Here is a 24,986-nt window from a genome sequence, read left to right on the forward strand (position 1 = left end):
AAAAAGTTGGCAAAGGCAAGTATTGCGACGGTAAATGTGCAGGTGGGGGCGCTGTGGGTGCCCCGATCCGGGCTGTCTCCGGGTGCCGGGCAAGGCGGTCGGCATCCGGAGACGGCGGGGTCGGGTGCCGGGCAAGGTGGTCGGCGAGAGCGGCGGACGCGTTCCGGGTGCCCAAGTGGGCGGGCGGGTCCGGGGGGTTCCGGTCGGCCGGACTTCCCACCCCCACTTGGGGCGCCCCGCGCATTTTCGCTAGTGTCTCGGCCCATGGCTAACACGCAGGGCCCCCAGGGCAACCACGACCCCGCCGGCAGCACCCAGATGTTCCGCGCGTTCGTCGACGACGGCGCCCCCCGGGCCGCCCAGCCGGCCCCCACCCAGTCCGGGCCCCGTATCGGCCTGATCGTCGGAATCGTCGCCGCGGTCGTGATCGTCGCCGCGGTCGCCTGGCTGGCACTGAAGTAACCGCCGGCCCGCACCGGACAGGGTGACGGGGTGACCGAGCGCGTCGACCGCCGTGCGTCACAGCGGGGTCGGCGCGCACGCCCCCGTCTCCTTGCATGTCCTGCGCCGGCCGTTCACTCCCACCGGACCGACACGTCCCGCGTCTCGATGTGCATGCCCAGCGGTACACGCCACGCGTCGACGCAGACCGTCCAGGTCTTCTCCTCGCGCGCCCCCGCGGCGATCGGCGTCGGGAGCGTGGCCGCCGACTCGCGTGTCGCCCAGTCGATGCCGATCGCGTCGATGACGTGGGTCCCGAAGGTGACCGTGCCGGAACGCACCGCGGTGCCACCGGAGTTGCGGAAGGTGAGGGTCACGTCCTCGCACCACCGTTGATCCGTCCCCGCGCGGACGGGATCGCTCACGGCCAGCGAGGCCGGTCCCGGGGGCGCGGTGCTCGGTGGGGCCGTGGGCGCCGGTGAGGACGCGTCCGGTGGCGTACCGCCCGCGGAGCCGCCCTCGGCGCCAGGAGAGCCGCCCGGGGTGCCTGAGGCGCCCGGGACGTCAGGAGTGGTGGTCCGTGGGGCGCCGGTCCCGGCGTCGCCTCCCGTGGTGCCCTCCGCCCCGTGTCCGGCCGTTTCCGGCGCCGGGGCCCCCGGACCGGCCGGCCCCGCGGGGGAGCCGCTCTCGTCGTCCAGCGGGACGAGTCGTACTCCGCCCGTCGGATCCGCCGAGTCGCCGGTCCGCGTGTCCGGCAGCGCGGTGTCGCCCGCTCCGCCGATGGCGACGTAGCCGCCGCTGTGCCCGTCTCCCCCGCAGGCGGCCAACAGACCGGCCGCCATCACGACGGCGGCCGCCGACGCGCCCCATACGGCGCCCCGGCGGCCACGTGCCCGTGTCGGATCCCGTGGCGGACTTCGCATCGCGTCAGTGTCGCTGACACTCCGTCAGGAGGGAAGTCCTCGGGCCGAGTCCGGCTAGTCGGAGATCAGGCCCTCGCGCAGCTGCGCCAGGGTCCGGGTCAGCAGACGGGAGACGTGCATCTGGGAGATGCCGACCTCCTCGCCGATCTGGGACTGGGTCATGTTGGCGAAGAAGCGCAGCATGATGATGCGGCGCTCGCGGGGCGGGAGCTTGGCCAGCAGCGGCTTCAGCGACTCGCGGTACTCCACGCCCTCCAGGGCCGTGTCCTCGTAGCCGAGGCGGTCGGCCAGGGAGCCCTCGCCGCCGTCGTCCTCCGGTGCCGGGGAGTCCAGCGAGGAGGCCGTGTAGGCGTTGCCGACTGCGAGGCCGTCGACGACGTCCTCCTCGGACACGCCCAGCACCGCGGCGAGTTCGGCGACCGTCGGCGAGCGGTCCAGCTTCTGGGAGAGCTCGTCGCTGGCCTTGGTGAGGGCCAGGCGCAGTTCCTGGAGGCGGCGCGGGACGCGCACCGACCACGAGGTGTCGCGGAAGAAGCGCTTGATCTCGCCCACGACCGTCGGCATGGCGAACGTCGGGAACTCCACGCCCCGTTCGCAGTCGAAGCGGTCGATCGCCTTGATCAGGCCGATGGTGCCGACCTGGACGATGTCCTCCATCGGTTCGTTGCGCGAGCGGAAGCGGGCCGCCGCGTAACGCACGAGGGGGAGGTTGAGCTCGATGAGGGTGTCCCGGACGTACATGCGCTCGGGGCTGTCCTCGGCGAGGGTGGCCAGTCGCAGGAACAGGGAGCGGGACAGGGTGCGGGTGTCGATGGCCCCTGTCGTGAGTACCGGGGCCGGAGCGGCCTCGGGGGCCGTGACGTCGTCGAGCACGTCGAGCACGGCGGGCTCGACGGGCGCGCTTGGCGCGGACTCGCTCTTTGTGAGCGTGAGCACCTCGGAGCTGCCCTGATCTGCGGACATGCCACCCCCTTTGGGTCGCGGGACGGTCGCGGCGAACATTCCCGCTTGAGGAACGTCAGCCTTCACCTGAATACCGGAGCCGAAGCCCCGGCAAACGCGCTTCCGGCAGAATGTCACATGTCGGCAACACGCTGTAGTGACATGTCGACATGTGAGTGACGAATCAGCCCTGGAAAGAGGGGGTCTGACGGCATTTCAGCGCAGATCTGCCGGGAAGGGGCCGGGCGAGCGATTCGCTCTCAGCGGTGACGACTCGCTCAGGCTTCCGATCCCTGATCGAGTGACGTGTCCTTCGGGCCCCGCGTCACGCCTCGATGCGGTTCGCCGAGCGGAGCCGCTGGAAGCTACGCGCGAGTAGCCGGGACACGTGCATCTGGGAGACGCCGAGTTCCGCACTGATCTGGGACTGCGTGAGGTTGCTGTAGTAGCGCAGGAGCAGGATGCGCTGCTCGCGCTCGGGGAGTTGGACCAGGAGGTGGCGCACGAGGTCGCGGTGCTCGACGCCGTCCAGCGCCGGATCCTCGTAGCCGAGGCGGTCCAGCAGGCCCGGCAGGCCGTCGCCCTCCTGGGCCGCCTCCAGCGAGGTGGCGTGGTACGAGCGGCCCGCCTCGATGCAGGAGAGCACCTCGTCCTCGCCGATGCGCAGCCGCTCGGCGATCTCGGCCGTCGTCGGAGTGCGGCCGAAGGCGGTCGTCAGGTCCTCGGTCGCGCTGTTGACCTGCACCCACAACTCGTGCAGCCGGCGCGGTACGTGGACCGTGCGGACGTTGTCGCGGAAGTACCGCTTGATCTCGCCGATCACCGTCGGCATGGCGAACGTCGGGAACTGCACGCCCCGCTCCGGGTCGAAGCGGTCGATGGCGTTGATCAGGCCGATGGTGCCGACCTGGACGACGTCCTCCATCGGTTCGTTGCGGGAGCGGAAGCGGGCGGCCGCGTAGCGCACGAGCGGGAGGTTGGCCTCGATGAGCGCCCCGCGCACCCGGTTGTGCTCCGGCGTGCCCGGCTGGAGCTCCTTGAGCTCACCGAAGAGGAGCTGGGTCAGTGCCCGGGTGTCGGCGCCCCGGCGCCGCTCGGGCGGTTGGACGGGTTCCGTGAGGACTTCCGCGAGGGCTTCCGTGACGGCTGCCGCAGGGGCCTGCGGGACGGCTTCCAGGGCAGGCGCGGGGGCGGGTGCCGGGGGTGCCTCTTCCTGAGGCGGCGCAGTACTGGCCGACACGGTCAACGCCACCTCTTCGTCAGGTCAACATCGGTCAACTCATCCGTCAAAAGCGGTCATAGCATCACAAGACATGTGCACTGTGTGCAAGCACCCCATAACGCCGTGTTGAGGGAGAAGTTGAGCCGAGCGCCCTGATTCCCGACGTGCGAAAGCCCCCCGCTGTTCCCGCGGAGGGCTCCGAACCGACGAAAGGACTGCTTGAAGAACGCCGAGAAGGGTGGCTCGGACGCCGGGAACGGCGACCGGAAGCCGAAAAGGGCGGCTCAGAACTCGTAGTCGGCGACCACCCAGGTGGCGAACTCGCGCCACAGGGCGACGCCCTCCTGGTGGGCCGGGTGCTCGATGTACCGCTTCAGCGCGTCCGCGTCCTCGACCGCCGAGTTGATCGCGAAGTCGTAGGCGACGGGCCGGTCGCTGATGTTCCAGCCCAGCTCCCAGAAGCGCAGCTCCTCGATCCGGCCGCCGAGCGCCCGGAAGGCCGCTTCACCCCGCACGACCCGAGGGTCGTCGCGCTCGACGCCCTCGTCGAGCTTGAAAAGGACCAGGTGGCGGATCATGGGCACTCCCAGTGCGAGCTACTCGGCCCCGTCGGCCAGCCAGGTGAAGAAGTCGCCGACGGCCTTGGCGGCGTCCGATATGCCCTGGAAGCCTATCTGGACGTAGTCGGCCGCCTTCGCCGGGTCCGTGATGATCACGTAGAGCACGAAGACCACGAGTACGTAGACGGCGATCTTCTTGGCGTTCACCGCCACCTGGCCTCCCCTGTATGAGCCCACCCGGGCCTTGTTGACGGCGGCGAGTGTAACCGTAAGTGCGATTTTCACACCGCTTTTGAGTGTCCACGGCGCGTTCGTGAACCGATCGCGGGTCCTCGTCCGATGAGGGGGTGAACGCCGGTGCGTGCCGGGCGGAGTGGAAGAAGGGAAGGGGAGGAAAATGCTGGGACTGCTGGAACCGCTGACCGTCGCCCCGATGGTCCTCGTTGCGGTGCTGTGCCTGTGGGCGTTGCTCGACTGCGCCCGTACCCCCGGGGAGCGCGTCCGGTACGTGCCGAAGCCGCTCTGGCTGCTCTTCCTGCTCAGCGCCCCGGTCGTCGGCGGCCTCGCCTGGGTGTACCTGGGCAAGCACCCCGAGCCGCGCGAATGCCCGGAGACGCGACGAAGGGCCCGACTCATGGAGCCGGACCCTTCGTCCAGAAGCGGTAGCGGAGGGATTTGAACCCTCGGTGACTTGCGCCACACTCGCTTTCGAGGCGAGCTCCTTCGGCCGCTCGGACACGCTACCGAGGGAGACCCTACAGCAAGGCGGGCCCTGGTTTGAAATCGGTATTCAGGGGCGGTCAGCGGTCGCGGAAGAACTCCGTGAGGAGCCCCGCGCACTCCTCGGCGAGGACTCCCTCGACGACCTCGGGGCGGTGGTTGAGCCGTCGGTCGCGGACGACGTCCCAGAGGGAGCCGGCCGCGCCCGCCTTGTCGTCGCGGGCGCCGTAGACGACCCGGTCCACCCGGGACTGCACGAGCGCGCCCGCGCACATCGTGCACGGTTCGAGGGTCACGACGAGCGTGCAGCCGGACAGCCGCCACTCGCCCAGCGCGGCGGCCGCCCGCCGTACGGCGAGCACCTCCGCGTGGGCCGTCGGATCGCCGCCGGCCTCCCGTTCGTTGTGGCCCCTGGCGAGGACCGTCGTACCGTCCGGAGCCAGCACGACGGCGCCGACCGGGACGTCTCCGTCCCGGGCGGCCAGCCGTGCCTCGTCCAGGGCGAGCCGCATCGCGGCCCGCCAGCGGTCGCGTACGGGATCCGGCGCCGTTCGCGGTGCGGTCAGCGGACGGTCTCCAGGACCTCCGAGGCGCCCAGGGCGTCGGCGATCTCGGTGACCGCGTCCGAGGACAGCGACCTCAGCTCCTTCTCGCCGACGCCGAGGTCGTCGAGGATGCCGGCGTCGCCGACCGGGCCGTGCGGTACGGCCTCGGCCGGGCTGCCGTTCACGACGCCGACGACACCCTCGTCCTCGGTGTCGTCGTCCTCGTCCTCGTTCTCACCGTCCTCGGTGCCGTCGAGGTCGAGGGCGTCCAGGTCGTCGTCACCCGGGTCCCTTCCGAGCAGTTCGTCGGTGAGCAGGATCTCGCCGTACGAGCTGCGGGCGGCGGCGGCGGCGTCGGAGACGAAGATGCGAGGGTCTTCCTCGCCGTCGATACGGACGACCCCGAACCAGGAGTCCTCCTGCTCGATCAGCACGAGCACCGTGTCGTCGTCGGGAGAGGCCTCCCGGGCCAGGTCGGCCAGATCCGACAGGGTCTCCACATCGTCGAGCTCTGTGTCGCTCGCTTCCCACCCGTCTTCGGTGCGCGCGAGCAGTGCGGCGAAGTACACCGTGACTCTCCCACTGGTCTTAGGCGTGCCGGTTGGGGGTCCCCCCGGCGGAGGTTGCGGGCGGAGAGAGCTCAGGCTCCGAGCCCCACCCACTCGGAATCGTGGCAGAAACAGAGCGTCCAGGGGACGTCTTCGGCTCCCTGTGTCCGGTGGTTTTGATCGCACGCCCATGTATACGTCCATGTGCACGTACACGAGACGTCCGTCGAGCGACTCACCGGTGCTCTCGTTGCCGCCACCAGCGGATCGTACGCGGCTTTGCCATGCGTCCACGCACGCCCGCCCCACGCGACACCCGTGACGGTGGCGATCTTCCCCGTATGCCCCAAGTCCCGTACTGCCGCGGCTACCAGCGGAAGGTGCGCATGCGCATCGCGTGGCGCAGCCGGGCGGTCTTGGCGCGGCGCGGCTGGACCCGGTCGCGCAGTTCGCGGGCCTCGGCCAACTCGCGCAGGAACCGGGCGCGGCGCCGTCGTCGCTCGGCGTCGGTCTCGTCCGTCCGCGCCTTCCGCGGCGAGTCGTTGTCGGGCAGGTTGGGCAGCTCAGGCATCAGCACACCACTCCGGGTACCCCGCTCCGTCTCCTTACCTTTCTCCCACTTTCCCTCCGACGGGCGGTTTGATGCCGGTCAACGGCCCAACCCGAGGTCAAGTCGAGGGGGAGAGGTTCACTGTGAGTGGGGACGCCGGGCGGGTTCGGCCCGGTTACTGTTGTGGACATGCGTCTCCACGTCGTCGACCACCCTCTGGTCGCCCACAAGCTCACCACGCTGCGCGACCAGCGCACGGACTCCGCGACCTTCCGCCGGCTGGCCGACGAACTGGTCACCCTGCTCGCCTACGAGGCCACGCGTGATGTGCGCACCGAGCAGGTCGACATCAAGACGCCGGTCTCCCCGACCACCGGCGTGAAGCTCTCCCACCCGCGGCCGCTGGTCGTGCCGATCCTGCGCGCGGGTCTCGGCATGCTGGACGGCATGATGCGGCTGCTGCCGACCGCCGAGGTCGGCTTCATGGGCATGATCCGCAACGAGGAGACGCTCGAGGCGTCCACGTACGCCACGCGTATGCCGGAGAACCTCCTCGGCCGCCAGGTGTACGTCCTGGACCCGATGCTGGCCACCGGCGGCACGCTGGTCGCCGCGATCCGCGAGCTGATCCGGCGCGGCGCCGACGACGTGACGGCCGTGGTGCTGCTCGCGGCCCCGGAGGGTGTGGAGCTCATGGAGCGTGAGCTCGCGGGCACCCCGGTCACCGTCGTCACGGCGGCGATCGACGACCACCTCAACGAGCACGGTTACATCGTCCCGGGCCTGGGCGACGCGGGCGACCGGCTCTACGGCGCGGCCGAATAGCCGACACCCGACTGCCTGACCGCCCGAGCAGCCGAGACGTTCGGCATGCTCGCTCGGACAGGCGGGTGGCGGGGCGGGAAGGGCTGCTGCTAGCAGCCCTTTTTCGTGGACGCCGTGGGCTGCGGCGCGGCCAGGGCCGACAGCGCCTTGACCGAGGCCGTCGGGCTGGTCAGCGCCTTGAACTGGTTGCCGATGATCAGGTCGAGCGTCGTGCCCGCACGGGCCGCGTCGGTGCGGCGCTCGGCGGTGGTGAGCTGGGTGGCGAGCACCGGCAGCGAGGTGTTCAGCGACGTGGCGGGGCCGAGCAGTATCCCGGTGCCGGTGACCTTCTTGTCGTACTGCTTGGTGGCGTTGCCCACCTCGCCGATCTTGAAGCCGCGTTTCTTCAGCTCGTCCGCGGTGGTCTTGGCGAGGCCGCTGCGGGTGGTGGCGTTGAAGACGTTCACGGTGATCTGCGCGGGCTTGGGCGCCGCGCCGGCTACCGCGGCGGCGGCGGACGCGGAGGCCGCGGGGCTCGCCTTGGTCGCCTTCGTCGAGCAGCCGACTCCGGCAGCCGTGGCCGTACCTCCACCACCCGTGAAGACGTCGATGAGCTGGAGGGTGCCCCAGCCGGCCACGCCGAGCACGGCGCCGCAGGCGACGACCACCACGACCAGCCTGCCGCGTCGTCGGTGGGGGCGCATGCGGGGGTATTTGTCCCCCGTGATCCGGTACTTGCCGCCCATGCCGGGGGGAGTCAGCATGCTCATGGGCGCAGCGTAGTGCGCCCGGGCGGCCGTGACGAATAAACGATCATCCGACACCGCTCGAGGCGCGGGAAAGCACCCGAAAGGGTCAACCCGAAGGGCCGGCCGGGGCCGGGGTGGGGTTCTGACAGGGCTCCTGGCGGGGCTCCTGGCTGGGGTCAGTCCAGCTCGAGCACGCGCGCGTGCAGTACCTGTCGCTGCTGGAGTGCCGCCCGCACCGCGCGGTGCAGCCCGTCCTCCAGGTACAGGTCGCCCTGCCACTTCACGACGTGCGCGAAGAGGTCGCCGTAGAACGTGGAGTCCTCCGCGAGCAGGGTTTCCAGGTCGAGCTGCTGCTTGGTGGTCACCAGCTGATCGAGGCGGACCGGGCGCGGCGCGACGTCCGCCCACTGCCGGGTGCTTTCCCGGCCGTGGTCGGGGTACGGCCGGCCGTTTCCGATGCGCTTGAAGATCACACGGAAAGCCTACCGGTCCAGACGTTCCGGGCGCAGCCATGGAGACGGAGTGCGACGCTGGAAAAGACGTGATGAACGGGGGTAAAACGGAACGATGGTCCGCCGATGAGTGAGCCGGCGAGCGCCACTGACATCGCCGCCGGGTACGCCTTCGCCGGGCCCGCCCTCGGCCTGGGCGCGCTGTTGTGGGACGGGGAGTGTCTGCCCGAGGCCTCCGTCCGGATCCCCCTTCCCGTGCTGAACAGGCACGGACTGGCCGCGGGTGCCACCGGCACCGGTAAGACCAAGACGCTGCAGTTGATCGCCGAACAGCTCTCGGCGCAGGGCGTGCCGGTCTTCCTCGCCGACGTCAAGGGCGATCTGTCCGGGGTGTCGGCGTTGGGGGCGGCGAACGACCGGGTGCGGGGGCGGGCGGCGGAAGTCGGCCAGAAATGGACGGCGACCGGCTTTCCGGCCGAGTTCTACGCACGCTCGGCGGCCTCGGCCACGGCATCCCGCTGCGGGCCACGATCACCGGCTTCGGCCCGCTGCTGCCGGCCGAGGTGCTCCAGCTCAACCACACCCAGGAGCAGTCCCTCGGCCTGATCTTCCACTACGCCGACCAGAAGGTCCTGGAGCTGCCCGCCGTCCAGGAGAAGCCGCAGCTCTTCTCGACGTTCCTGATGTGGCTGCCGGCCGATCTCTTCCACGATCTGCCCGAGATCGGTGACGCCGACAGGCCGAGGCTCGTCTTCTTCTTCGACGAGGCGCACCCGCTCTTCAGTGACGCCCCGAAGGCGTTCCTCGACGCCATCACGCAGACCGTCCGGCTGATTCGCTCGAAAGGGGTCTGGCGTGTTCTTCGTCACGCAGACCCCGAAGGACGTGCCCGGTGACGTCCTCGCCCAGCTCGGCAACCGGGTCCAGCACGCCCTGCGGGCCGTCACGCCGGACGACCGGCAGCCCCTCAAGGCTCCCGGGCGGTGACTCCGGTTGCCCGGCGGGCCGGGCCGCCGGCTTATCGAACGCGGATTCTCTGTCCACAGCCTGTGTATACCGCTCGTTCAGCGAGGACTCTCCCGGGAGCCCGAGGAGGATCGATCCGTCGGCACGCAGATCGGCCACGAGATCACCCGCTCGCTCTTCGGCACGGCGGCCCGGCGGAGGCGGTGGTTTCCGCCTCCGCCGACCGGTCAGCGGACCCGGTGCTCCGGGGACTGCTGCGGTTTCGCTTCCTTCACCTGCGGCTTCTGTGTGCTGCGCGCGGCCTCCGCGCGCAGCAGGGCGCGCAGGATCGCGTACGGGTCTGTGGGCATGACTTTTTCCCTCGCATGTTCCTTGCGTGAGCGTGATCGCCGACGGGCCTGGGAACGGCGTCCGTCAGCAGCGCAGGACCACGGTGCGCAGGGCGTGCAGGGCGTACGACGGCCGGTGCGGCGCGGGGCGCGGCGGGCCCGCGGGGACACCGGGCGCCGGGGCCGGGAGGGCCGCGGGGCGCAGCGGGGCGGCGGGGCGGTGCGCGCAGGGGGCCGGTCGCAGCGCCGTGTCGAGGACGTCGTACTCGGCGAGCTCGGCGGCGGCGACGGGTGTCGCCGAGACCTCGGCGGCCGCGCCCGGCACCAGCAGGGCGAGCAGCAGCACGAGCGTCCGCAGCCAGGTGCGGCTGCGGGGGAGGCGTGCTGCGGGGCTCATGAGAGGTCATCTCCCCGCGACACGCCCTGGGTTCAGCATGCCGGGGGTCGGATCCGCCCGTTCGGCGGACAACCGCCTCACACGGCGCGGCACCCGGCGGACCACCCGTCCGGGCCCCCGGCCTGTTCCGCCGCCCTGGGCGGGTGATCCCGGCTTGTTCCGCCGCGCCGGGCGGGCAACCCGGCCTGCCTCGCCGACCCGGACTCCTCGCCGTCCCGGGTGGCCCACCCGGCCGGCCCCGCTACTTCTGTGCGGACTTGGCCGCCTTGGCCGCCGCCTTCATCTCCTGCTTGTGGGCCCGTACCTTCGTCAGCGACTCCGGGCCGGTGATGTCGGCGACGGAGCGGAAGGACTTCGGTTCGCCGTAGGCGCCGGCCGCCTCGCGCCAGCCCGCGGGGCGGACGCCGAGTTGCTTGCCCAGCAGGGCGAGGAAGATCTGCGCCTTCTGGCTGCCGAAGCCGGGCAGTTCCTGGAGCCGCCCGAGCAGCTCCTTGCCGCTGCTCACGTCCTTCCAGACGGCGCCGGCGTCCCCGTCGTAGTGCTCGACGAGGTACTGGCAGAGCTGCTGGACGCGCTTGGCCATGGACCCCGGGTAGCGGTGCACGGCCGGCTTCTCGGAGAGCAGCGCGGCGAAGGCCTCCGGGTCCTGGGCGGCGATGTCGTGCGCGTCCAGGTCGTCGGCGCCGAGCCGATCGGCGATCGTGCGGGGTCCCTTGAACGCCCACTCCATCGGAACCTGCTGGTCCAGCAGCATCCCGACCAGCGCGGCGAGCGGGGACCGCCCGAGGAGCTCGTCGGCCTCGGGGTCCTGGGAGAGGTGAAGGGTGACGTCCATGCGTCGATGATCCCGCCTGGCTCGTCAGCTCGCGCGCCAGTACCCCAGCGCGTGCAGCCGCTCCTTGGGGAGGCCCAGTTCCTTGCGCAGGTAGGCCGACAGTGTCCTGGTGGTGCGAGTGTCGCAGGCGATCCAGACGTAAGGGTCGGGGGTGGCCGTCAGCAGGGCGGGCAGCTCGGCCTTCACCCGCTCGACGAGGTGGGCGCCCGAGTCCACCCTGGGCACGTGCCGTATGTCGTGGCGTGCGGGGTCGGTCCGGAAGGGAAGGCCGTCCGTACCGTCGGGCGAGCCCTCGAACCAGACGGTCGCCGGGGCGGCGCCGAGCGCCCCCTCGCCCTCGCCGAGCAGGGAGTTGATGGCGGGCAGGGAGGCCGGGTCGCCGATCACGAGGACGTGCGAGGGGGCCGGGGCGGGCGTTTCGAAGCCGGTGCCCTGGACGGTCGCCTCGATGGTGTCGCCGGGCTTCGCCGCCCGCGCCCAGTCGCTGGCCGCGCCCTCGTGCAGCGCGAACTCCAGGGCGAAGGTGCCGGCCGACGGGTCGGGGTCGACCAGTGTGTAGGCCCGCTGGTGCGGCCGGCCCGCGTTCTCGAACCAGAGCCGGATCCAGATCGTCGGGTGGACGCCGGTGGCGGCGAGCAGCCCGCCGTCCGAGAGGCGCAGCCTGCGGTACTCGCCGGTGACCTCCTGCACGCCCGTGACCGTGAGCGTGAAGTCCTTCGCCCGCATCAGTCTGAGGACCGTGCCCTCCCAGCCCCGCCCCTGCGCCATGGCTTCTCCGCCCCTCGCGTACGATTTCGGCACAACCTACTTAGGCAAGCCTAACCTAAAGCAAAGAAGGGCCAGAGGGTGACCACCGAGATCTACCGTGACGCCTGGGGCGTCCCGCATCTGCGTGCCGACAGCGCGCACGCCCTCGCCCGCCTCCAGGGGTCGGTCACCGCCCGCGACCGCGCCTGGCAACTGGAGGTCGAACGGCACAGGGCGCGCGGTACCTCGGCGTCCTTCCTCGGCTCCGAGGCCCTCCCCTGGGACCGGTTCGTGCGCCGTGCCCGCCTCGACGACACGGCGAGACGCTGCTTCGACGAACTGGAGAGAGAGGACCCGGAGACGGCCGACTGGGTCCGGGCGTACGTCGACGGAGTCAATGCGGGACTGGCCGCCTGCGAGGCCCCCGAGTTCACCCGGGTCGGCCTCGCGCCCGGCCGCTGGGAACCCTGGACCCCGCTCGGCGTCTGGCTGGCCACACACATCCTGTTCGCCGGGTTCCCCGCCAAGCTGTGGCGCGAGGAGGCCGCCCGGCATCTCGGCCCCGAGGCCGTCGGCCTGTTCGCCACCGACGGGCCCGGCACCTCCGGCAGCAACGGCTGGCTGGTGGAGGGGGCGCGGACGACCACCGGGCAGGCGGTCATCGCCGGCGACCCGCACCGCTTCATCGAGGACCCCGGCGTCTACCAGCAGATCCGCCTGGCCTGCGACGAGTTCGACGTCGTCGGGCTCGCCGTCCCCGGTGTCCCCGGCATCGCCCACTTCGGCCACACCGGCACGGTCGCCTGGGCCATCACCAACGCCATGGCCGACTACCAGGACCTCTACCGCGAACGGCTGCGCCGCACCGGCGCGGGCGTCGAGGCGCTCGGCCCGGACGGCACCTGGCGGCGAGTCGCCCGGCACACCGAACTCGTACGCGTGGCGGGCGAGGAGACCGTCGAGGTGGAGGTGCTGGAGACCGAACGGGGCCCGGTGATCGCCGGCGGCCCGGAAGGCCTAGACGACGGCACCCCGCTCGCGCTGGCCCTGCGCCACCCGCCCCGCGTCACCGCCGACCTGGGCTTCCGGGCACTCCTCCCGCTGCTCCGGGCCCGCCGGGTCGCCGACGTGGACCGTGCCTTCGACCGCTGGGTCGAGCCCGTCAACGTCGTCCAGGCCGCCGACACCGAGGGCGGCCTGCTGCACCGGGTCGCGGGCCGGGTGCCGCTGCGCGCCGAGGCGAACGGCACCCGGCTGGTGCCCGCCTGGGAACCCGGTCACGAGTGGACCGGCTGGCACGAGATGCCCCGCGCGGGACTGGCCGACGGCGTCGCGGTGATGGCCAACCAGCGGGGACCCGCCGCGGAGCTGGGCGTCGAGTTCGCCCCGCCGCACCGCGCCGACCGCATCCGGGCGCTGCTGGCGGAGCGTCGGCAGTGGTCCGCGGCCGACATGCCGGCCATCCACACGGACACCCAGCTGGCCTCCGCGGCGCCCCTGCTGGACCGGCTGACCGCCCTCGACGACCTGAGCGGCCCGGCCGCCGAGCTCCGCGACAGCCTGCTGCGCTGGGACCGCCGGATGGACGCCGACAGCCAGGACGCGGCACGGTTCGCGGCCCTGCGCAGCGCCCTGGTCCGCCGTCTCGCCGCCCACCCGGCCTTCGCGGCCCTCACGACGCCGCCCGCCTACCCGGAGGTCTTCCTCCCCTGGCTGGCCCTCGTCCCGCGCATCGGCTTCGCCCTCGAACACCTGCTGCGCGCCGAGGAGCTGTACGGCATCGACCGGGCGGCGCTCGTACGGGAGGCCGTCGAGGAGATCGCCGGCCGGCCCGCCGCCCGCTGGGGCGACACCCACCGTCTGGCCCCCTGGCAGGCGCTGCCCGACCCCGGGCGGCAGGCCCCGGCCCTCGCCGGCGACCACGACTGCGTGCTGTGCACCTCGGCCGTGCCCGGCTGGACCGACCTCGCCGCGCGGGGCCCGGCCGCCCGGTACGTGTGGGACCTGGCCCGCCGCGAGGACAGCCTGTGGGTCGTCCCGTACGGCGCGTCCGGCCTCCCCGGCCACCCCCACCACCACGACCAGCTCCCCCTGTGGCTCAAGGGCGAACTGGCCCCGGTCGTCACCGACTGGGCACAGCTGAAGAAGGAGAGCGACGATGAGTGACCGCCAGGACGGCCGCAACGCCCCGGACGTCTACGTGCACGAGCAGGTGGTCGACGGATTCGGGACCGTCGGCATCCGTCCGCTCGACGCCGAGGGCGACGCGGACGTCGTCCACGGCTGGGTGAGCGAGGAGCGGGCCGCGTTCTGGGGCATGAACGGTCTGACGCGGGACCAGGTCGCCGAGATCTACGCCCACATGGCCGGCCTCGACACCCATCACGCCTTCCTGACCGAGCTGGACGGCGAACCGGTCGCCCTCCTCCAGACCTACGAGCCGACCGAGGACCGGGTCGGCGAGTGCTACCCGGTCGAGCCCGGGGACATCGGCGTCCATGTGCTCATCGCACCGGCCGGCGGGCGCGGGGCGCGGCCGGGCTGGTCGGCGGCGCTGATGGGCGCGTTCGCCTCGTACGCGCTGGTCGGCCTGGACCGGCCGCGCGTCGTGGTGGACCCCGATGTGCGCAACGAGAAGGCGGTCGCCCGCTTCCTGCGGCAGGGCTTCGAGGAGGGGCCGGTCGTCACGCTGCCGGAGATCGACCTGCCGGACGTGTATCTGCCGCAGAAGAAGGCGCAGCTGGCGTTTCTGCGCCGGGAGGTAGCGTTCCCCGGGTGACCTCACCGCTCACCCCCGAAGACCTCGTCGCGCACTACGGACTGGAGCCGATCCCCCGCGAGGGAGGCCTGTTCCGCCGCACCTGGGCGGGTCCGGAAGGGCCGGACGGCCGCCCCGCCGGCTCCGCGATCGTCGCGCTGCTCACCGCCGACGACTTCTCGGCCCTGCACCGCCTGCCCACCGACGAGGTCTGGCACTTCTACCTCGGCGACCCGCTCACGCTGCTGCTCCTCGCCCCCGACGGCACCTCCCGTACGGCGGTGCTCGGCCCGGACCTTCTCGGTGGGCAGCAACCGCAGCTCACCGTGCCCGCGCGCACCTGGATGGGCGCGCGGGTGGCCACCGGGGGCGCCTGGACCTTCTTCGGCTGCACGATGGCCCCCGGCTTCACCTACGGGGACTACGAACACGGCGACGCGGCCGAGCTCACGGCGCGGCACCCGGACCGGGCCGCCCTCATCGCGGAACTGTGCCGCCCATGACGTTGCTGGCGGGCCGGGTGGCCCTGATCACGGGTGCGGGCGGCGGTATCGGGCGCGGCATCGCGCTGCGGTTCGCCCAGGAGGGCGCGGCGGTGGCGCTGCACTGCCGCACGGGGACCGAGGCGGCCCACGCGCTCGCCGAGCGGATCGCCGAGGAGACCGGCGCGCGGGCCGTCGTCCTGGCCGGCGCCGATCTGACCGGCGAGGAAGAGTGCCGAAGGCTGGTGGCCCAGGCCGCCGAGTGGGGCGGCGGGCGGCTCGACGCGTTGGTGAACAACGCGGGCGTACAGCCGGTGCGGGACCTGCCCGGGATGCCGGCGGCCGACTGGCGCGCGGTCGTCGACACCAACCTGACCAGCGTGTTCGCCTGCACCCAGGCGGCGGCGGAGGTGATGCGGGAGCGCGGGGGCAGCATCACGCACATCGCCTCCGTGGAAGCGGCGAGGCCGGCTCCCGGGCACGCCCACTACGCCGCCTCCAAGGCAGCCGTCGTGATGCACGCGCGAGCGGCGGCACAGGAGTACGGGGCGTACGGCATCCGCGTGAACACGGTCTCGCCCGGACTGATCGACCGGGAGGGGCTGGCCGAGGCGTGGCCCGAGGGCGTGCGGCGGTGGCGGGAGGCGGTCGCGGTCGGCCGGCTGGGCCGCCCCGAGGACGTCGGCGACGCCTGTGTCTTCCTGGCCTCGCCGCTCGCGTCCTGGATCACCGGACACGACCTGGTGGTGGACGGCGGGGTGTCGGCACGGCCGACGTGGTGAACCGGATGTCCCGTGCATGCGTACGTATCTGCGAGCACACGAGTCTCGAGTCCCAGGCAAGGCGGAGCGGTGACGTGAGCGAAGGGCCAGATGGCGGACGACACGGTGGTGGGCGGTACGGCAGCGGGGGACTCGGCGGCGGCCGAAGGGGACTTCAAGGGCTGGTGCTGCTGGGCACCGTGCTGGTCCTGCTCCTCCTCGGCGGCGGCCCGGTCTCGGCGCACGCGGCCCTCCGCGGCGCCGATCCCGCCGACGGAAGCGTCGTCAAGACGGCCCCCGACGCCATCACCCTCACCTTCACCGAGTCCGTAGGCCTGCTCGACGACTCCTTCCGTGTCTTCGACCCCGACAACCGACGGGTCGACACGGGCCGGGCGGGCCACGCGGACGGCCGCGCCGACACCGCGCGCATCAAGCTCCCCGCGAAGCTCGGCACCGGCACGTTCACGGTGGCCTGGCGCGTGGTGTCGGCGGACAGCCACCCGATCGCCGGCGCCTTCACCTTCTCGGTGGGCACACCGTCCGCGACCCCGCCGGCCCTGCCCGGCACCTCCGTGGAGAACCCGGCCACCGGAGGCCTCTTCAACATCGGCCGCTACCTCGCGTACCTGGCCGCGGCGCTCCTCGTCGGTACGGCCGCCTTCATCGCCGTCTGCCGCCCGCCGGACGTCCGGCCGCTGCGCAGGCTGCTGCTGGCCGGCTGGTGGGCGCTCGCCGGTTCGACGGTGTTCCTGCTGCTGCTCCGCGGCCCCTACGAGACCGGCACCGGTCCCGCGCAGGCCCTGGACCCGTCGGGCCTGACCCGCACGCTGGGCACCCGGCCGGGCCTGGCCCTGGTGGCGCGCCTCGCGCTGCTCGCGGCGGCCGCGGCCCTGCTGCTGTGGCAGCGCAAGGCTCTCGGGGAGGGGAAGCGGCCGTCGCGCGCGGCGCTGCTGACCGGCGCCACGCTGGCCACGGGCCTGGCCCTGACCTGGGCCGGCGCCGAACACGCGTCGGCCGGTATCCAGGTCCCGGTGGCGATGACGTCCACCGTGCTGCACCTGCTGGCGATGGCGGTATGGCTGGGCGGCCTGGCGTCCCTGCTCACCCTGTTCTACCGCGCGTCCGTCCCGTCGCGCGTGGTCGGCCGCTTCTCGCAGCTGGCGGGCCTCTCGGTGACCGTCCTGGTGGTGACGGGCGTCTACCAGTCCTGGCGCGGCCTCGGCTCCGTGGCCGTGCTGACGGACACGACGTACGGGCGGGTCCTGCTGGCCAAGCTGGTCGCGGTGACGCTCCTGCTGCTGGTGGGGGCCCGGTCGCGGCGGACGGTGACAAGGGAAAGGACGGCGAGGAACGTGACGGTGGAGGCTGCCGAGGCGCGGGAGGCGCGGGTACCGGAGCGGGTAGGCGGCCGGGCCGAAGGCGCGGCGGACGGCCTGGCGGACGGCAGGGTGGAAGGACGGGTGGCCGGTACGGTCGCCGCCCCGGCGGGCGACCCGCCGCTGCCCGGGAAGCCCCGGCCACCGGCCGGTGCGGCCCTCACCCCGGCCGAGGACGCCCAACGCCGGGCGCTGCGCCGCTCCGTGCTGGCCGAGGTCGTCGTCTCCGTCGTGGTCCTCGTCTTCACGACCGTCCTGACGGGCACTCTGCCGGGCCGGGCGGCGGCCGAGGCGGCGACGGCGGAACAGTCCGCCGGGCTGCCCGTGGCCTCCGTGACCACCATCCCCTTCTCCCTCGGCTCCGGCGTCCGCGGCATCAGCGGCAAGGTGCAGGTCACCCTCGACCCGGGCCGGGTCGGCGACAACGGCCTCCAGGCCGTGGTCTACGGCCCCGACGGCGGCTTCGTCAGCATCCCCGAGCTGCGTGTCTCCTTCAGCCTGCCCGGCCAGGACATCGGCCCTCTCGACGCCAAGGTCACCGACCGCGGCGGCTACTGGGGCGCGGACACGGTCAATCTGCCGCTGCCCGGCACCTGGGAGATGAAGGTGACGGTACGGGTGTCGGAGACCGACCAGGTGAGCGAGTCGAAGCCGGTGGAGATCGTGCGCTGAGACGGCGGCTGCCCCCGGCGGGGCGGCCGGTCAGCGCGCCGGGTCGGGAGTGGCGTGCCGGGCCGCGAGGGCACGTTCCTCCTCCTCGAGCCGGCGGGAGCAGCGGGCGTCCGGGTCGTAGGCGACGGCCGTGCTCACACAGGTGCAGAACACCCGGGCGTCGCGGGTGACGCGGCTGGTCACGCGGAAGGTCGAGCGGCGCAGGTCTCCGATGGTCGTGGTGATGGTGACCGGCTCCGGCTGGAGGACGAGGGGCTCCGTGTAGTCGAGCTCGTGGCGGGCGTAGACGAACCTCGGGCGGATCTCCTGCCCGGGCAGTCCGGGGCGCAGATAGAACATGTCGATGTGAGCGTCCTGGATCATCTCCAGCAGCCGGACGTTGTTCACATGGTTCATGGAGTCCAGATCGCTCATGCGTACCTGGCGGAGATAGAGGTGCGGCCGGCAGTCCGCCGCCTCGGGGGGCGTGCGCCCGGTGCCGGTGAGGCGGATGTCGGACGCCAGGGCGTGGGTCAGGGTCAAGGTGTCACTCCTCGGAACATCGGAACAGGGGTCCCGGCCTCCTGGCCGGTACGCGGTACCGGTGCCGGGGCTACAGGGACTGCGGGTCTACAGGGCCCCCTCGATCAGGTCGGCCGCGGCCGCCGCTCCGCCGGCCGCCGCGATCTCCCGGCGCATGGCGGACACGCCCGCGCGGATGTCCCGGTCGGACGAGACCCGCAGGACGGCCTCGCGCAGCGCCTCGGGGGTGACGCTCTCGCGCGGCAGGTGGACGCCCAGCCGCAGGTGCTCGATCCGGGCGGCGTTGACCCGCTGCTCGGCCATCTGCGGGACCGCCACCAGCGGCACGCCGTAGTGCAGGGCCTCCATCGTGCCGCCCATTCCGGCGTGGGTGACGAAGGCGTCCGCGTGTGCGAGCACGGCGAGTTGGGGCACATGGGGATGGACCTCGACGTTGGCGGGCAGCGGCCCCAGCCCGTCCGGCGGGACGGCGCCGACGGACATGACCACATGCCAGGGCAACTCGGCGAAGGCCTGGACGCAGGACCGGTAGAACTCCGGCCGCCGCGTGAACTGGGAGCCCAACGAGACCAGCAGGACGGGCACGCCGGGCCGTGGCGGCTGCCAGGAGCCCTGATAGGAGCGGTCCCCGAGCGCCGGCCCGACGTAGGCGACGCGCTGCGCCTCGACGGTGTCCGCCCTGCGCTGGAAGGTCCGGGGGAAGAACGCGACGGCGTGTTCGGGCCGTACGAGGTCCTGGATCCGCGCCGCCTCGATCCCGTGGTCGGCGAAGGCGGCCGCCAGCCTCGCGAAGCCCGGCAGTTGCGGGAGGCCGGGCACGCCGAAGAACTCCGGGACGATGCCGTCGTAGGCGAGGTGGGTGGGCGACGCCACTACGGTCGGCACCTGCCACCGTGCCCCCAGCAGCAGGCCCGCGAAGGCGTAGATGTCGCACAGCACCAGGTCCGGACGGTCCCTGCCGAACGCCCGGGTCAGCGCGGGCAGGGCCGCGAGCGCCACCTCGACGACCCGCGCGAACCCCTCGCCCATGTCCTCCGGCGCGTCCGAGCCGTCCCCCGAGTCCGGGTGGAGCACGGGCTCGGCACCGGCCGCCTTCACCTGGTGCACGAAGTCCTCGGTGACGGCGTAGCTGACCCGGTGCCCCCGCCGGACGAGCTCCTCGACGACCCCCAGGGTCGGATTCACATGCCCGTGCATCGGAACGTTGAACACGGCGATGTGCGCGGGAATGTGTGCGGGATTCGGATGAGTACCAGGCACGACACACAACTCCTGTCCGGCACGGAGCCGGGGCGGGGATTCGGGAACGGGGCGCCCGAACGGCGGACGCGGAGTCCCGATTAAAGGCGCACGGACACCGTTCGTGACCGCAAACCTGCGGCAGTGTCACCCCATCAGGGAGCCTCCACGGCCGCGCGTTGACACCTGCGGAACACCTGAGGGGTACCTGCGGATGCTGTCGGTGACGCGGCGGACGTGACCGCCGGTCCGATCGGCCGTTGGGGGTACAGGACGTCGTCCGTCAGCAGCCGGCCCACGACAGGGCCGGCCCACGGCACGGACGGCCCACGACAGGAGCAGTCTCATGCCCGGATCGCATCTGCCCTTGATGGAAGAGGGGATGGCCCGCTGGCCGTTCGGCCCGCCCAACGCCGGGATCGCCCTGGACCTCGCGGGCGCTCCACCGTCGTCGGACGAACTGCGGGCGTTGGTGGAGGAACGCTGGAAGGCGCTGCCCAGGCTCACCCAGACCCTGGTCGCTCCCGGCGGCGCCCGGACGGGCCTGGCCTGGTGGACGGGCCGGCACCGCTGGGCGCGGCGGGACGGCCACGACCTGGCCCAGCAGGTCGACAGCGCGGACCTCACCCTCCGGGACGCGGTCCGGCAGTGGTTCCACACCCCGTTCCCGGCCGACCGGCCGCCATGGAGCCTGCACCTGCTGCGCGGGGCGACGGAGGGGGAGTTCTCCCTGCTGTTCCGGATGCACCACAGCCTGCTCGACGGCCGTTCCCTGACGACCCTGCTGCGCGCCCTCTTCGACGACGGCGGGCCGCTGGACGGGGCCGCGTCCCTGGCGGTGCCCGGTCCGCGGCGACGGACGGTCGGCCCCGGCCCGACGGGGGGCGGCCCGCCGGGGCTGCTGACCACGGGCCGCGCGGTGCCGCTGCCGCACCGGGGCCCGCGGGAGCCCGCGTACACCGTCGTACGGCTGCGCGCCGACGTCCTGCGGGCCGCGCGCGCGGCCGTCTCCGTGGGAGCGGCGGGCGCCTCCCGCCCGGCGACCACCAACGAGGTGTTCCTGGCGACGGTCTCCGGAGTCCTGCGCGCCTGCCTCGCGGCCTCGGAGACCGGTTCCGCCGCCGATGCCGACTCCGGTCGCGCCTCCGTTTCCGGCGGCGGTGACCGGGATCCGGATGCGAGGCAGGTGTGGCTGTCGGTCCCGGTCGACGAACGGCCCGACGACTGCGGTGAGTTCCTCGGCAACGCGTTCGCCAACGTCCGGGTCCCCGCCCCGGTGACCCTCGCCGACCCGGCGGCCCGCCTGACCGCGTGCACCGGCCTGCTGACCACCGTGACCCGCCCCCGGCGCACCGCGGAGAAGCTGGTCGAGGGCACGCTCGCGGCGGTTCCCGGGGCGACCCTGGCGCTGGCCGGCGGAAAGATCTTCGCGCCCGCGTACGCGCCGGCGGCCTGCTCCTACGTCCACCTGCGCGAGCGGGGCCAGACCCTGGCCGGACGACCGCTGCGCCACCTCACGATCGTCCCCATGGTGCCCCCGGCCGACACGGCCACCTTCGCGCTGGGCGGCTGCACCAAGGGCCACACGCTGAGCGTCGCCACCAACTCGGGCAGCGAGGACGCCGGCCTGCTGGCGGAGGCGTTCCTCGACGAGCTGACGCTGCTCGCCGAAGGGGCTCGCTGACCCGCCGGTTCCGCACATGTCGAAGGGCCCCACAGCGAACGGTGGGGCCCTTCGGCATGCGCGGAACCGGGACGGCGTGTGACCGCGGACTGCGAGGCCACGGTCACCGGCCGGAGCTAGCTCGCCTGGCGTCGAGCCGCACCCATGCCGGAGAGGGGTGCCTGCGCATCCTCGATCAGGAAGATCTCGTCCTCCCCGAAGTCCGGGGCCTGGAAGGGGTTGGTCGTCGGAGGCGGCGATGCCGCGGTGGCATAGCGAGTCGCCCCTTCCGGAGCGGAGAACAGCGAGGTCGGGTCGATGAGAGGTCTCCCATTCGTTACAGGGCCGTGAACGGACCTGGCGTGCCGTGACCGGGCACAGCGGTCCTACAGCTTGCTCATCTTGGTGTACGGGCTCAAGATCCGCATTTGCGCCGAACCGAAATCCACGAGGGCCGCGATTCCGTCCTCGATGCCGATCACGCGGCCGAGGCCGTACATGTCGTGCGTGACCTGGTCGCCCACCTCGAAGTGCTTCGGAGACGGCGCGGCCGGGGCCTTGAAGGGACTGGTGGGCAAGTAGCGCTTCGGTGCCGATGGCTTTGTCATTGCCTCCAGTATGGGCCTGCATGGGCCACTCGTAGCGGCCGTCTTTCCCCGCTGTTCGTCACAGACCCGGACAGCGATCATCACCTCGGCCGGAACACGGGCAGCCACGCGCCTCTGACCTGGTGCTTCGTCGATGAGCCCGCCGAAGCGCCCCCGGGACCCCACCACAGACCGTTACCTTCGGAAACCCGCTCCGCCTCAGCTGGTCGCGCGAATCGGGCTCGGGATCATGAGCATGACGCACAGCACCGCAGCCGGCCCGCCGGATGTTCCGGACCGTCGAACCGGACGGCATCCGTGGACGCCATGCGCGGATGCCGTACGCGGATGCCGTGCGAGGACGGCATCCGAGACGGACGGTCGGGACGGACGGTCGGGACGGGCAAAGTCGAAGGGCCCCACCGCGAACGGTGGGGCCCTTCGACTTCGTGCCCGGTGAGGCACTGGCGGAGGATACGAGATTCGAACTCGTGAGGGGTTGCCCCCAACACGCTTTCCAAGCGTGCGCCCTAGGCCACTAGGCGAATCCTCCGCGGCAAACAATACAAGACGTTGAGGAGTGCTCGCGAACTCGTTCCCCCCGCTCGGATCCTGTAGCCTGTGCGCAGCCCCTCACGCGGCGCTATCTGACTGAACTCCCCCAGGGCCGGAAGGCAGCAAGGGTAGGTCGGCTCTGGCGGGTGCGTGGGGGGCGCTTGCGTGTGCGGTGGGGGCCGGGTGCCGGGTCCGCGCGTGGGACCCGATGTCAGCGGTCGCCTATAACCTCGTAAGCGTGTCGTCTCTCGCGCTGTACCGCCGCTATCGCCCGGAGTCGTTCGCCGAGGTCATCGGGCAGGAGCATGTCACCGGCCCGTTGCAGCAGGCGCTGCGGAACAACCGGGTCAATCACGCGTACCTGTTCAGCGGGCCGCGTGGGTGCGGGAAGACCACCAGCGCGCGGATCCTGGCCCGGTGCCTGAACTGCGAGCAGGGTCCCACCCCGACCCCTTGCGGGGAGTGCGAGTCGTGCAAGGACCTCGCCAGGAACGGCCCGGGTTCCATCGACGTCATCGAGATCGACGCGGCTTCGCACGGTGGTGTGGACGACGCCCGTGACCTGCGGGAGAAGGCGTTCTTCGGGCCCGCCCGCAGCCGGTACAAGATCTACATCATCGACGAGGCCCACATGGTCACGCCGGCCGGTTTCAACGCGCTCCTCAAGGTCGTCGAGGAGCCGCCGGAGCATCTGAAGTTCATCTTCGCGACCACCGAGCCGGAGAAGGTCATCGGGACCATCCGGTCGCGGACCCACCACTACCCGTTCCGGCTCGTGCCGCCGGGGACGCTGCGGGACTACCTGGGCGAGGTCTGCGGGCAGGAGGCCATCCCCGTCGAGGAGGGCGTGCTGCCGCTCGTCGTGCGCTCCGGCGCGGGTTCCGTGCGGGACTCCATGTCCGTCATGGACCAGCTGCTCGCCGGCGCGAGCGACGCGGGTGTGACGTACGCCATGGCCACCTCCCTGCTCGGTTACACGGACAGCTCGCTGCTCGACTCCGTCGTCGAGGCCTTCGCCACCGGTGACGGCGCCGCCGCCTTCGAGGTGGTCGACCGGATCATCGAGGGGGGCAACGACCCCCGCCGCTTCGTCGCCGACCTGCTGGAGCGGCTCCGGGACCTCGTCATCCTCGCCGCCGTGCCGGACGCGGCCGACAAGGGGCTCATCGACGCCCCCGCCGACGTGATCGAGCGCATGCAGGCCCAGGCCGGCGTCTTCGGCGCCGCGGAGCTGAGCCGCGCCGCCGACCTCGTCAACGAGGGGCTGACGGAGATGCGGGGCGCCACCTCACCCCGTCTCCAGCTCGAGCTGATCTGCGCGCGCGTGATGCTGCCCGCCGCCTACGGCGACGAACGCTCCGTCATGGCCAGGCTCGATCGCATCGAGCGTGGCGTGAACTTCTCGCCGGGCGGCGGTGCGCAGGGGGCGGTGCACGGTGCGCCCGCGATGCCGGCGATGGGTTACGTGCCCGGCCCCGAGGCGCACGCCGGTGCCCCCCTGCCCGGGGGCGCGCCGATCCCGCCCGGTGCCGGGGCGGCCGCCGCCCGCGCCGCGGTACGCGGTCCGGGCCCGGGGCAGGGCCCCGTACCGGGTCAGGCACCGGACCGGTCGGCCGCGCCTACCGTGCCGCCCGCGCCCGTCCAGCCTCCGGCCGTCCCGCCCGCCCCGGCGCACACCTCCGCTCCCGCCCCCGCTCCCGCCCCCGTCGCGGCGTCCGCCCCGCCGGTGGAGGAGGTGCCGGCCGCGAGCCCCCAGGCTCCTGCCCAGCCCGCCCCCGGTGCCTGGCCCACCGCCACCGCGGCGGGCAGCGGGCGCCGCCCCGGCGGCTGGCCCACCGCCGCGCCCGCGGGCGGCGGCGGCCGACCCCCGGCGGCGCCGGCCCCCGCTTCCGCCCCCGCCGCCTCGGCCGGCCCCCCGGCACCGGCCCCGGCAGCCACCCCGGCGGCGCCCGCTCCCGGCGGGTACGCGCCCCCCTCCGGCGGCCTCGACCCCCGCATGCTCTGGCCGAACATCCTGGAGGCGGTCAAGAACCGCCGTCGCTTCACCTGGATCCTGCTCAGCCAGAACGCCCATGTGGCGGGCTTCGACGGCACGACCCTCCAGCTCGGCTTCGTCAACGCCGGCGCCCGCGACAACTTCACGAGCAGCGGCAGCGAGGACGTGCTGCGGCAGGCGCTGGCCGAGCAGTTCAGCGTCCAGTGGAAGATCGACGCGGTCATCGACCCGTCCGGCGGCTCGGGCCCCCCGCCGGCCGGCGGCCTCGGTGGCGGCGGAGGCGGTGCGCCCGGCGGCTACGGCAGCCCCGGGGGTCACAGCAGCCCCGGTGGCTACGGCGGTGGCGGCGGTTCGACGGCCCCGTCGGGCGCGGCCCCGACCCAGGCGCCGGCGGCTCCCGCAGCCCCGGCCCAGCACGCGTCGTCGCCGACATCGGCGTCGGCGCACGCCCACGCGGCGTCCGCCCCGGCGCCGTCCCGTCCGCCCGCCCCGGAACCGGTGGCTCCGGAGGACGACACCCCCGAGGACGACGACCCCGACCTCAACGAGTCGGCCCTCTCCGGCTACGAACTGATCGTGCGCGAACTCGGAGCGACGGTGGTCGAGGAGTTCACCAACGAGTAGGGGGTGACACGGACGTCC

At 72.6% G+C, this 24,986-nt stretch carries 27 protein-coding genes, 2 tRNA genes, 1 other RNA gene and 1 pseudogene; 12 read left to right on the forward strand and 19 right to left on the reverse strand.

Annotated features, from left to right (window positions below; all coding sequences use genetic code 11):
• Window positions 1-264 precede the first annotated feature (264 nt).
• Window positions 265-462: a hypothetical protein gene (locus tag OHU34_RS22125; protein WP_054242212.1), complete on the forward strand. Its 198-nt coding sequence runs from the start codon at window positions 265-267 to the stop codon at window positions 460-462.
• Between the two features lie 113 nt (window positions 463-575).
• Here OHU34_RS22125 and OHU34_RS22130 read toward each other — a convergent pair whose 3' ends face one another.
• The 5 genes from OHU34_RS22130 to OHU34_RS22150 all read right to left on the reverse strand — a co-directional run bounded on the left by OHU34_RS22130 (window position 576) and on the right by OHU34_RS22150 (window position 4,301).
• On the reverse strand, window positions 576-1,364 hold the full coding sequence (locus OHU34_RS22130; protein WP_142265065.1) for a hypothetical protein: 789 nt from the start codon (window positions 1,362-1,364) through the stop codon (window positions 576-578).
• 54 nt (window positions 1,365-1,418) lie between these two features.
• Complete coding sequence (locus OHU34_RS22135) at window positions 1,419-2,327, reverse strand: RNA polymerase sigma factor SigF (RefSeq protein ID WP_020131315.1); 909 nt, start codon at window positions 2,325-2,327, stop codon at window positions 1,419-1,421.
• Between the two features lie 304 nt (window positions 2,328-2,631).
• Window positions 2,632-3,552 (reverse strand): RNA polymerase sigma factor SigF, encoded by a 921-nt coding sequence (locus OHU34_RS22140; RefSeq protein WP_142265064.1) that lies wholly within the window; start codon window positions 3,550-3,552, stop codon window positions 2,632-2,634.
• A 260-nt stretch (window positions 3,553-3,812) separates the two neighbouring features.
• Entirely contained in the window at window positions 3,813-4,106 is a 294-nt protein-coding gene (locus tag OHU34_RS22145) for a Dabb family protein (RefSeq protein WP_142265063.1), read from the reverse strand.
• Between the two features lie 18 nt (window positions 4,107-4,124).
• Window positions 4,125-4,301 (reverse strand): hypothetical protein, encoded by a 177-nt coding sequence (locus OHU34_RS22150; protein WP_020131312.1) that lies wholly within the window; start codon window positions 4,299-4,301, stop codon window positions 4,125-4,127.
• A gap of 184 nt (window positions 4,302-4,485) precedes the next feature.
• On the opposite strand from OHU34_RS22150, the gene OHU34_RS22155 reads away from it, so the two are divergent.
• Window positions 4,486-4,767 (forward strand): PLD nuclease N-terminal domain-containing protein, encoded by a 282-nt coding sequence (locus OHU34_RS22155; protein WP_142265062.1) that lies wholly within the window; start codon window positions 4,486-4,488, stop codon window positions 4,765-4,767.
• On the opposite strand, the gene OHU34_RS22160 is transcribed toward OHU34_RS22155, so the two are convergent.
• From OHU34_RS22160 to OHU34_RS22175, 4 genes are all read right to left on the reverse strand, one after another.
• Window positions 4,749-4,833: transfer RNA gene (locus OHU34_RS22160), tRNA-Ser, on the reverse strand. The two genes, OHU34_RS22155 and OHU34_RS22160, sit on opposite strands and share 19 nt — an antisense overlap.
• A 55-nt stretch (window positions 4,834-4,888) precedes the next feature.
• Window positions 4,889-5,320 carry a tRNA adenosine(34) deaminase TadA gene (gene tadA, locus OHU34_RS22165; RefSeq protein ID WP_020131307.1) on the reverse strand — a complete coding sequence of 144 codons (432 nt, stop codon included), beginning with the start codon at window positions 5,318-5,320 and terminating at the stop codon, window positions 4,889-4,891.
• Between the two features lie 50 nt (window positions 5,321-5,370).
• Complete coding sequence (locus OHU34_RS22170; RefSeq protein WP_142265061.1) at window positions 5,371-5,922, reverse strand: hypothetical protein; 552 nt, start codon at window positions 5,920-5,922, stop codon at window positions 5,371-5,373.
• 346 nt (window positions 5,923-6,268) lie between these two features.
• Window positions 6,269-6,472, reverse strand: coding sequence for a hypothetical protein (locus OHU34_RS22175; RefSeq protein WP_052183856.1), 204 nt, complete (start codon window positions 6,470-6,472; stop codon window positions 6,269-6,271).
• Between the two features lie 168 nt (window positions 6,473-6,640).
• Between OHU34_RS22175 and upp the strand changes: the two genes are divergently transcribed.
• Window positions 6,641-7,276 carry a uracil phosphoribosyltransferase gene (gene upp / locus OHU34_RS22180; protein WP_028807086.1) on the forward strand — a complete coding sequence of 212 codons (636 nt, stop codon included), beginning with the start codon at window positions 6,641-6,643 and terminating at the stop codon, window positions 7,274-7,276.
• 89 nt (window positions 7,277-7,365) lie between these two features.
• Here upp and OHU34_RS22185 read toward each other — a convergent pair whose 3' ends face one another.
• Window positions 7,366-8,001: a LytR C-terminal domain-containing protein gene (locus OHU34_RS22185; protein ID WP_142267931.1), complete on the reverse strand. Its 636-nt coding sequence runs from the start codon at window positions 7,999-8,001 to the stop codon at window positions 7,366-7,368.
• Window positions 8,002-8,180: 179 nt separating this feature from the next.
• Complete coding sequence (locus tag OHU34_RS22190) at window positions 8,181-8,477, reverse strand: type II toxin-antitoxin system VapB family antitoxin (protein ID WP_004943146.1); 297 nt, start codon at window positions 8,475-8,477, stop codon at window positions 8,181-8,183.
• A 105-nt stretch (window positions 8,478-8,582) separates the two neighbouring features.
• Here OHU34_RS22190 and OHU34_RS22195 point away from each other — a divergent pair.
• Window positions 8,583-9,431, forward strand: a pseudogene (locus OHU34_RS22195) (helicase HerA-like domain-containing protein); the annotation flags it as partial.
• A 218-nt stretch (window positions 9,432-9,649) separates the two neighbouring features.
• Here the strand turns inward: OHU34_RS22195 and OHU34_RS22200 are convergent.
• The 4 genes from OHU34_RS22200 to OHU34_RS22215 all read right to left on the reverse strand — a co-directional run bounded on the left by OHU34_RS22200 (window position 9,650) and on the right by OHU34_RS22215 (window position 11,751).
• Window positions 9,650-9,772: a hypothetical protein gene (locus tag OHU34_RS22200; protein ID WP_268827162.1), complete on the reverse strand. Its 123-nt coding sequence runs from the start codon at window positions 9,770-9,772 to the stop codon at window positions 9,650-9,652.
• Between the two features lie 64 nt (window positions 9,773-9,836).
• On the reverse strand, window positions 9,837-10,148 hold the full coding sequence (locus OHU34_RS22205; protein ID WP_142265060.1) for a hypothetical protein: 312 nt from the start codon (window positions 10,146-10,148) through the stop codon (window positions 9,837-9,839).
• 241 nt (window positions 10,149-10,389) lie between these two features.
• Window positions 10,390-10,983 carry an HhH-GPD-type base excision DNA repair protein gene (locus tag OHU34_RS22210; protein ID WP_230195302.1) on the reverse strand — a complete coding sequence of 198 codons (594 nt, stop codon included), beginning with the start codon at window positions 10,981-10,983 and terminating at the stop codon, window positions 10,390-10,392.
• Between the two features lie 24 nt (window positions 10,984-11,007).
• Window positions 11,008-11,751: a siderophore-interacting protein gene (locus OHU34_RS22215; protein ID WP_142265058.1), complete on the reverse strand. Its 744-nt coding sequence runs from the start codon at window positions 11,749-11,751 to the stop codon at window positions 11,008-11,010.
• Between the two features lie 78 nt (window positions 11,752-11,829).
• On the opposite strand from OHU34_RS22215, the gene OHU34_RS22220 reads away from it, so the two are divergent.
• The 5 genes from OHU34_RS22220 (at window position 11,830) to OHU34_RS22240 (ending at window position 17,782) form a co-directional block, all read left to right on the forward strand.
• Complete coding sequence (locus OHU34_RS22220) at window positions 11,830-13,896, forward strand: penicillin acylase family protein (protein ID WP_405767967.1); 2,067 nt, start codon at window positions 11,830-11,832, stop codon at window positions 13,894-13,896.
• Window positions 13,889-14,509, forward strand: a complete 621-nt coding sequence (locus OHU34_RS22225; RefSeq protein WP_142265056.1) for a GNAT family N-acetyltransferase — start codon at window positions 13,889-13,891, stop codon at window positions 14,507-14,509. Before OHU34_RS22220 ends, OHU34_RS22225 begins: the two co-directional genes overlap by 8 nt.
• Window positions 14,506-14,991 carry a cupin domain-containing protein gene (locus tag OHU34_RS22230; RefSeq protein ID WP_142265055.1) on the forward strand — a complete coding sequence of 162 codons (486 nt, stop codon included), beginning with the start codon at window positions 14,506-14,508 and terminating at the stop codon, window positions 14,989-14,991. Before OHU34_RS22225 ends, OHU34_RS22230 begins: the two co-directional genes overlap by 4 nt.
• A complete protein-coding gene (locus tag OHU34_RS22235) occupies window positions 14,988-15,752 on the forward strand; it encodes an SDR family NAD(P)-dependent oxidoreductase (protein ID WP_142265054.1) in 765 nt (254 codons plus the stop codon). The genes OHU34_RS22230 and OHU34_RS22235 overlap by 4 nt, the downstream gene beginning before the upstream one ends.
• Before the next feature lie 164 nt (window positions 15,753-15,916).
• Window positions 15,917-17,782 carry a copper resistance CopC/CopD family protein gene (locus OHU34_RS22240; RefSeq protein ID WP_230195306.1) on the forward strand — a complete coding sequence of 622 codons (1,866 nt, stop codon included), beginning with the start codon at window positions 15,917-15,919 and terminating at the stop codon, window positions 17,780-17,782.
• A gap of 30 nt (window positions 17,783-17,812) precedes the next feature.
• Here the strand turns inward: OHU34_RS22240 and OHU34_RS22245 are convergent, their stop codons facing one another.
• On the reverse strand, window positions 17,813-18,304 hold the full coding sequence (locus OHU34_RS22245; protein ID WP_142265053.1) for a thioesterase family protein: 492 nt from the start codon (window positions 18,302-18,304) through the stop codon (window positions 17,813-17,815).
• Window positions 18,305-18,391: 87 nt separating this feature from the next.
• Window positions 18,392-19,564 (reverse strand): macrolide family glycosyltransferase, encoded by a 1,173-nt coding sequence (locus OHU34_RS22250; protein ID WP_230195304.1) that lies wholly within the window; start codon window positions 19,562-19,564, stop codon window positions 18,392-18,394.
• Window positions 19,565-19,889: 325 nt separating this feature from the next.
• Between OHU34_RS22250 and OHU34_RS22255 the strand changes: the two genes are divergently transcribed.
• Window positions 19,890-21,227: a wax ester/triacylglycerol synthase domain-containing protein gene (locus tag OHU34_RS22255; protein WP_142265052.1), complete on the forward strand. Its 1,338-nt coding sequence runs from the start codon at window positions 19,890-19,892 to the stop codon at window positions 21,225-21,227.
• Window positions 21,228-21,592: 365 nt separating this feature from the next.
• On the opposite strand, the gene OHU34_RS22260 is transcribed toward OHU34_RS22255, so the two are convergent.
• Window positions 21,593-21,814 (reverse strand): hypothetical protein, encoded by a 222-nt coding sequence (locus OHU34_RS22260; protein ID WP_028807083.1) that lies wholly within the window; start codon window positions 21,812-21,814, stop codon window positions 21,593-21,595.
• 444 nt (window positions 21,815-22,258) lie between these two features.
• Window positions 22,259-22,346, reverse strand: a tRNA-Ser gene (locus tag OHU34_RS22265).
• Between the two features lie 71 nt (window positions 22,347-22,417).
• Between OHU34_RS22265 and ffs the strand changes: the two genes are divergently transcribed.
• Window positions 22,418-22,516: signal recognition particle sRNA small type (gene ffs / locus OHU34_RS22270), an RNA gene on the forward strand.
• A gap of 70 nt (window positions 22,517-22,586) precedes the next feature.
• The gene (locus tag OHU34_RS22275) at window positions 22,587-24,968 is read left to right on the forward strand and encodes a DNA polymerase III subunit gamma and tau (protein ID WP_142265051.1); all 2,382 of its coding nucleotides are present in this window, start codon (window positions 22,587-22,589) and stop codon (window positions 24,966-24,968) included.
• Window positions 24,969-24,986 lie beyond the last annotated feature (18 nt).

The sequence above is a fragment of the Streptomyces sp. NBC_00080 genome, assembly GCF_045041255.1.
Classification (GTDB): Bacteria; Actinomycetota; Actinomycetes; order Streptomycetales; family Streptomycetaceae; genus Streptomyces; species Streptomyces coriariae.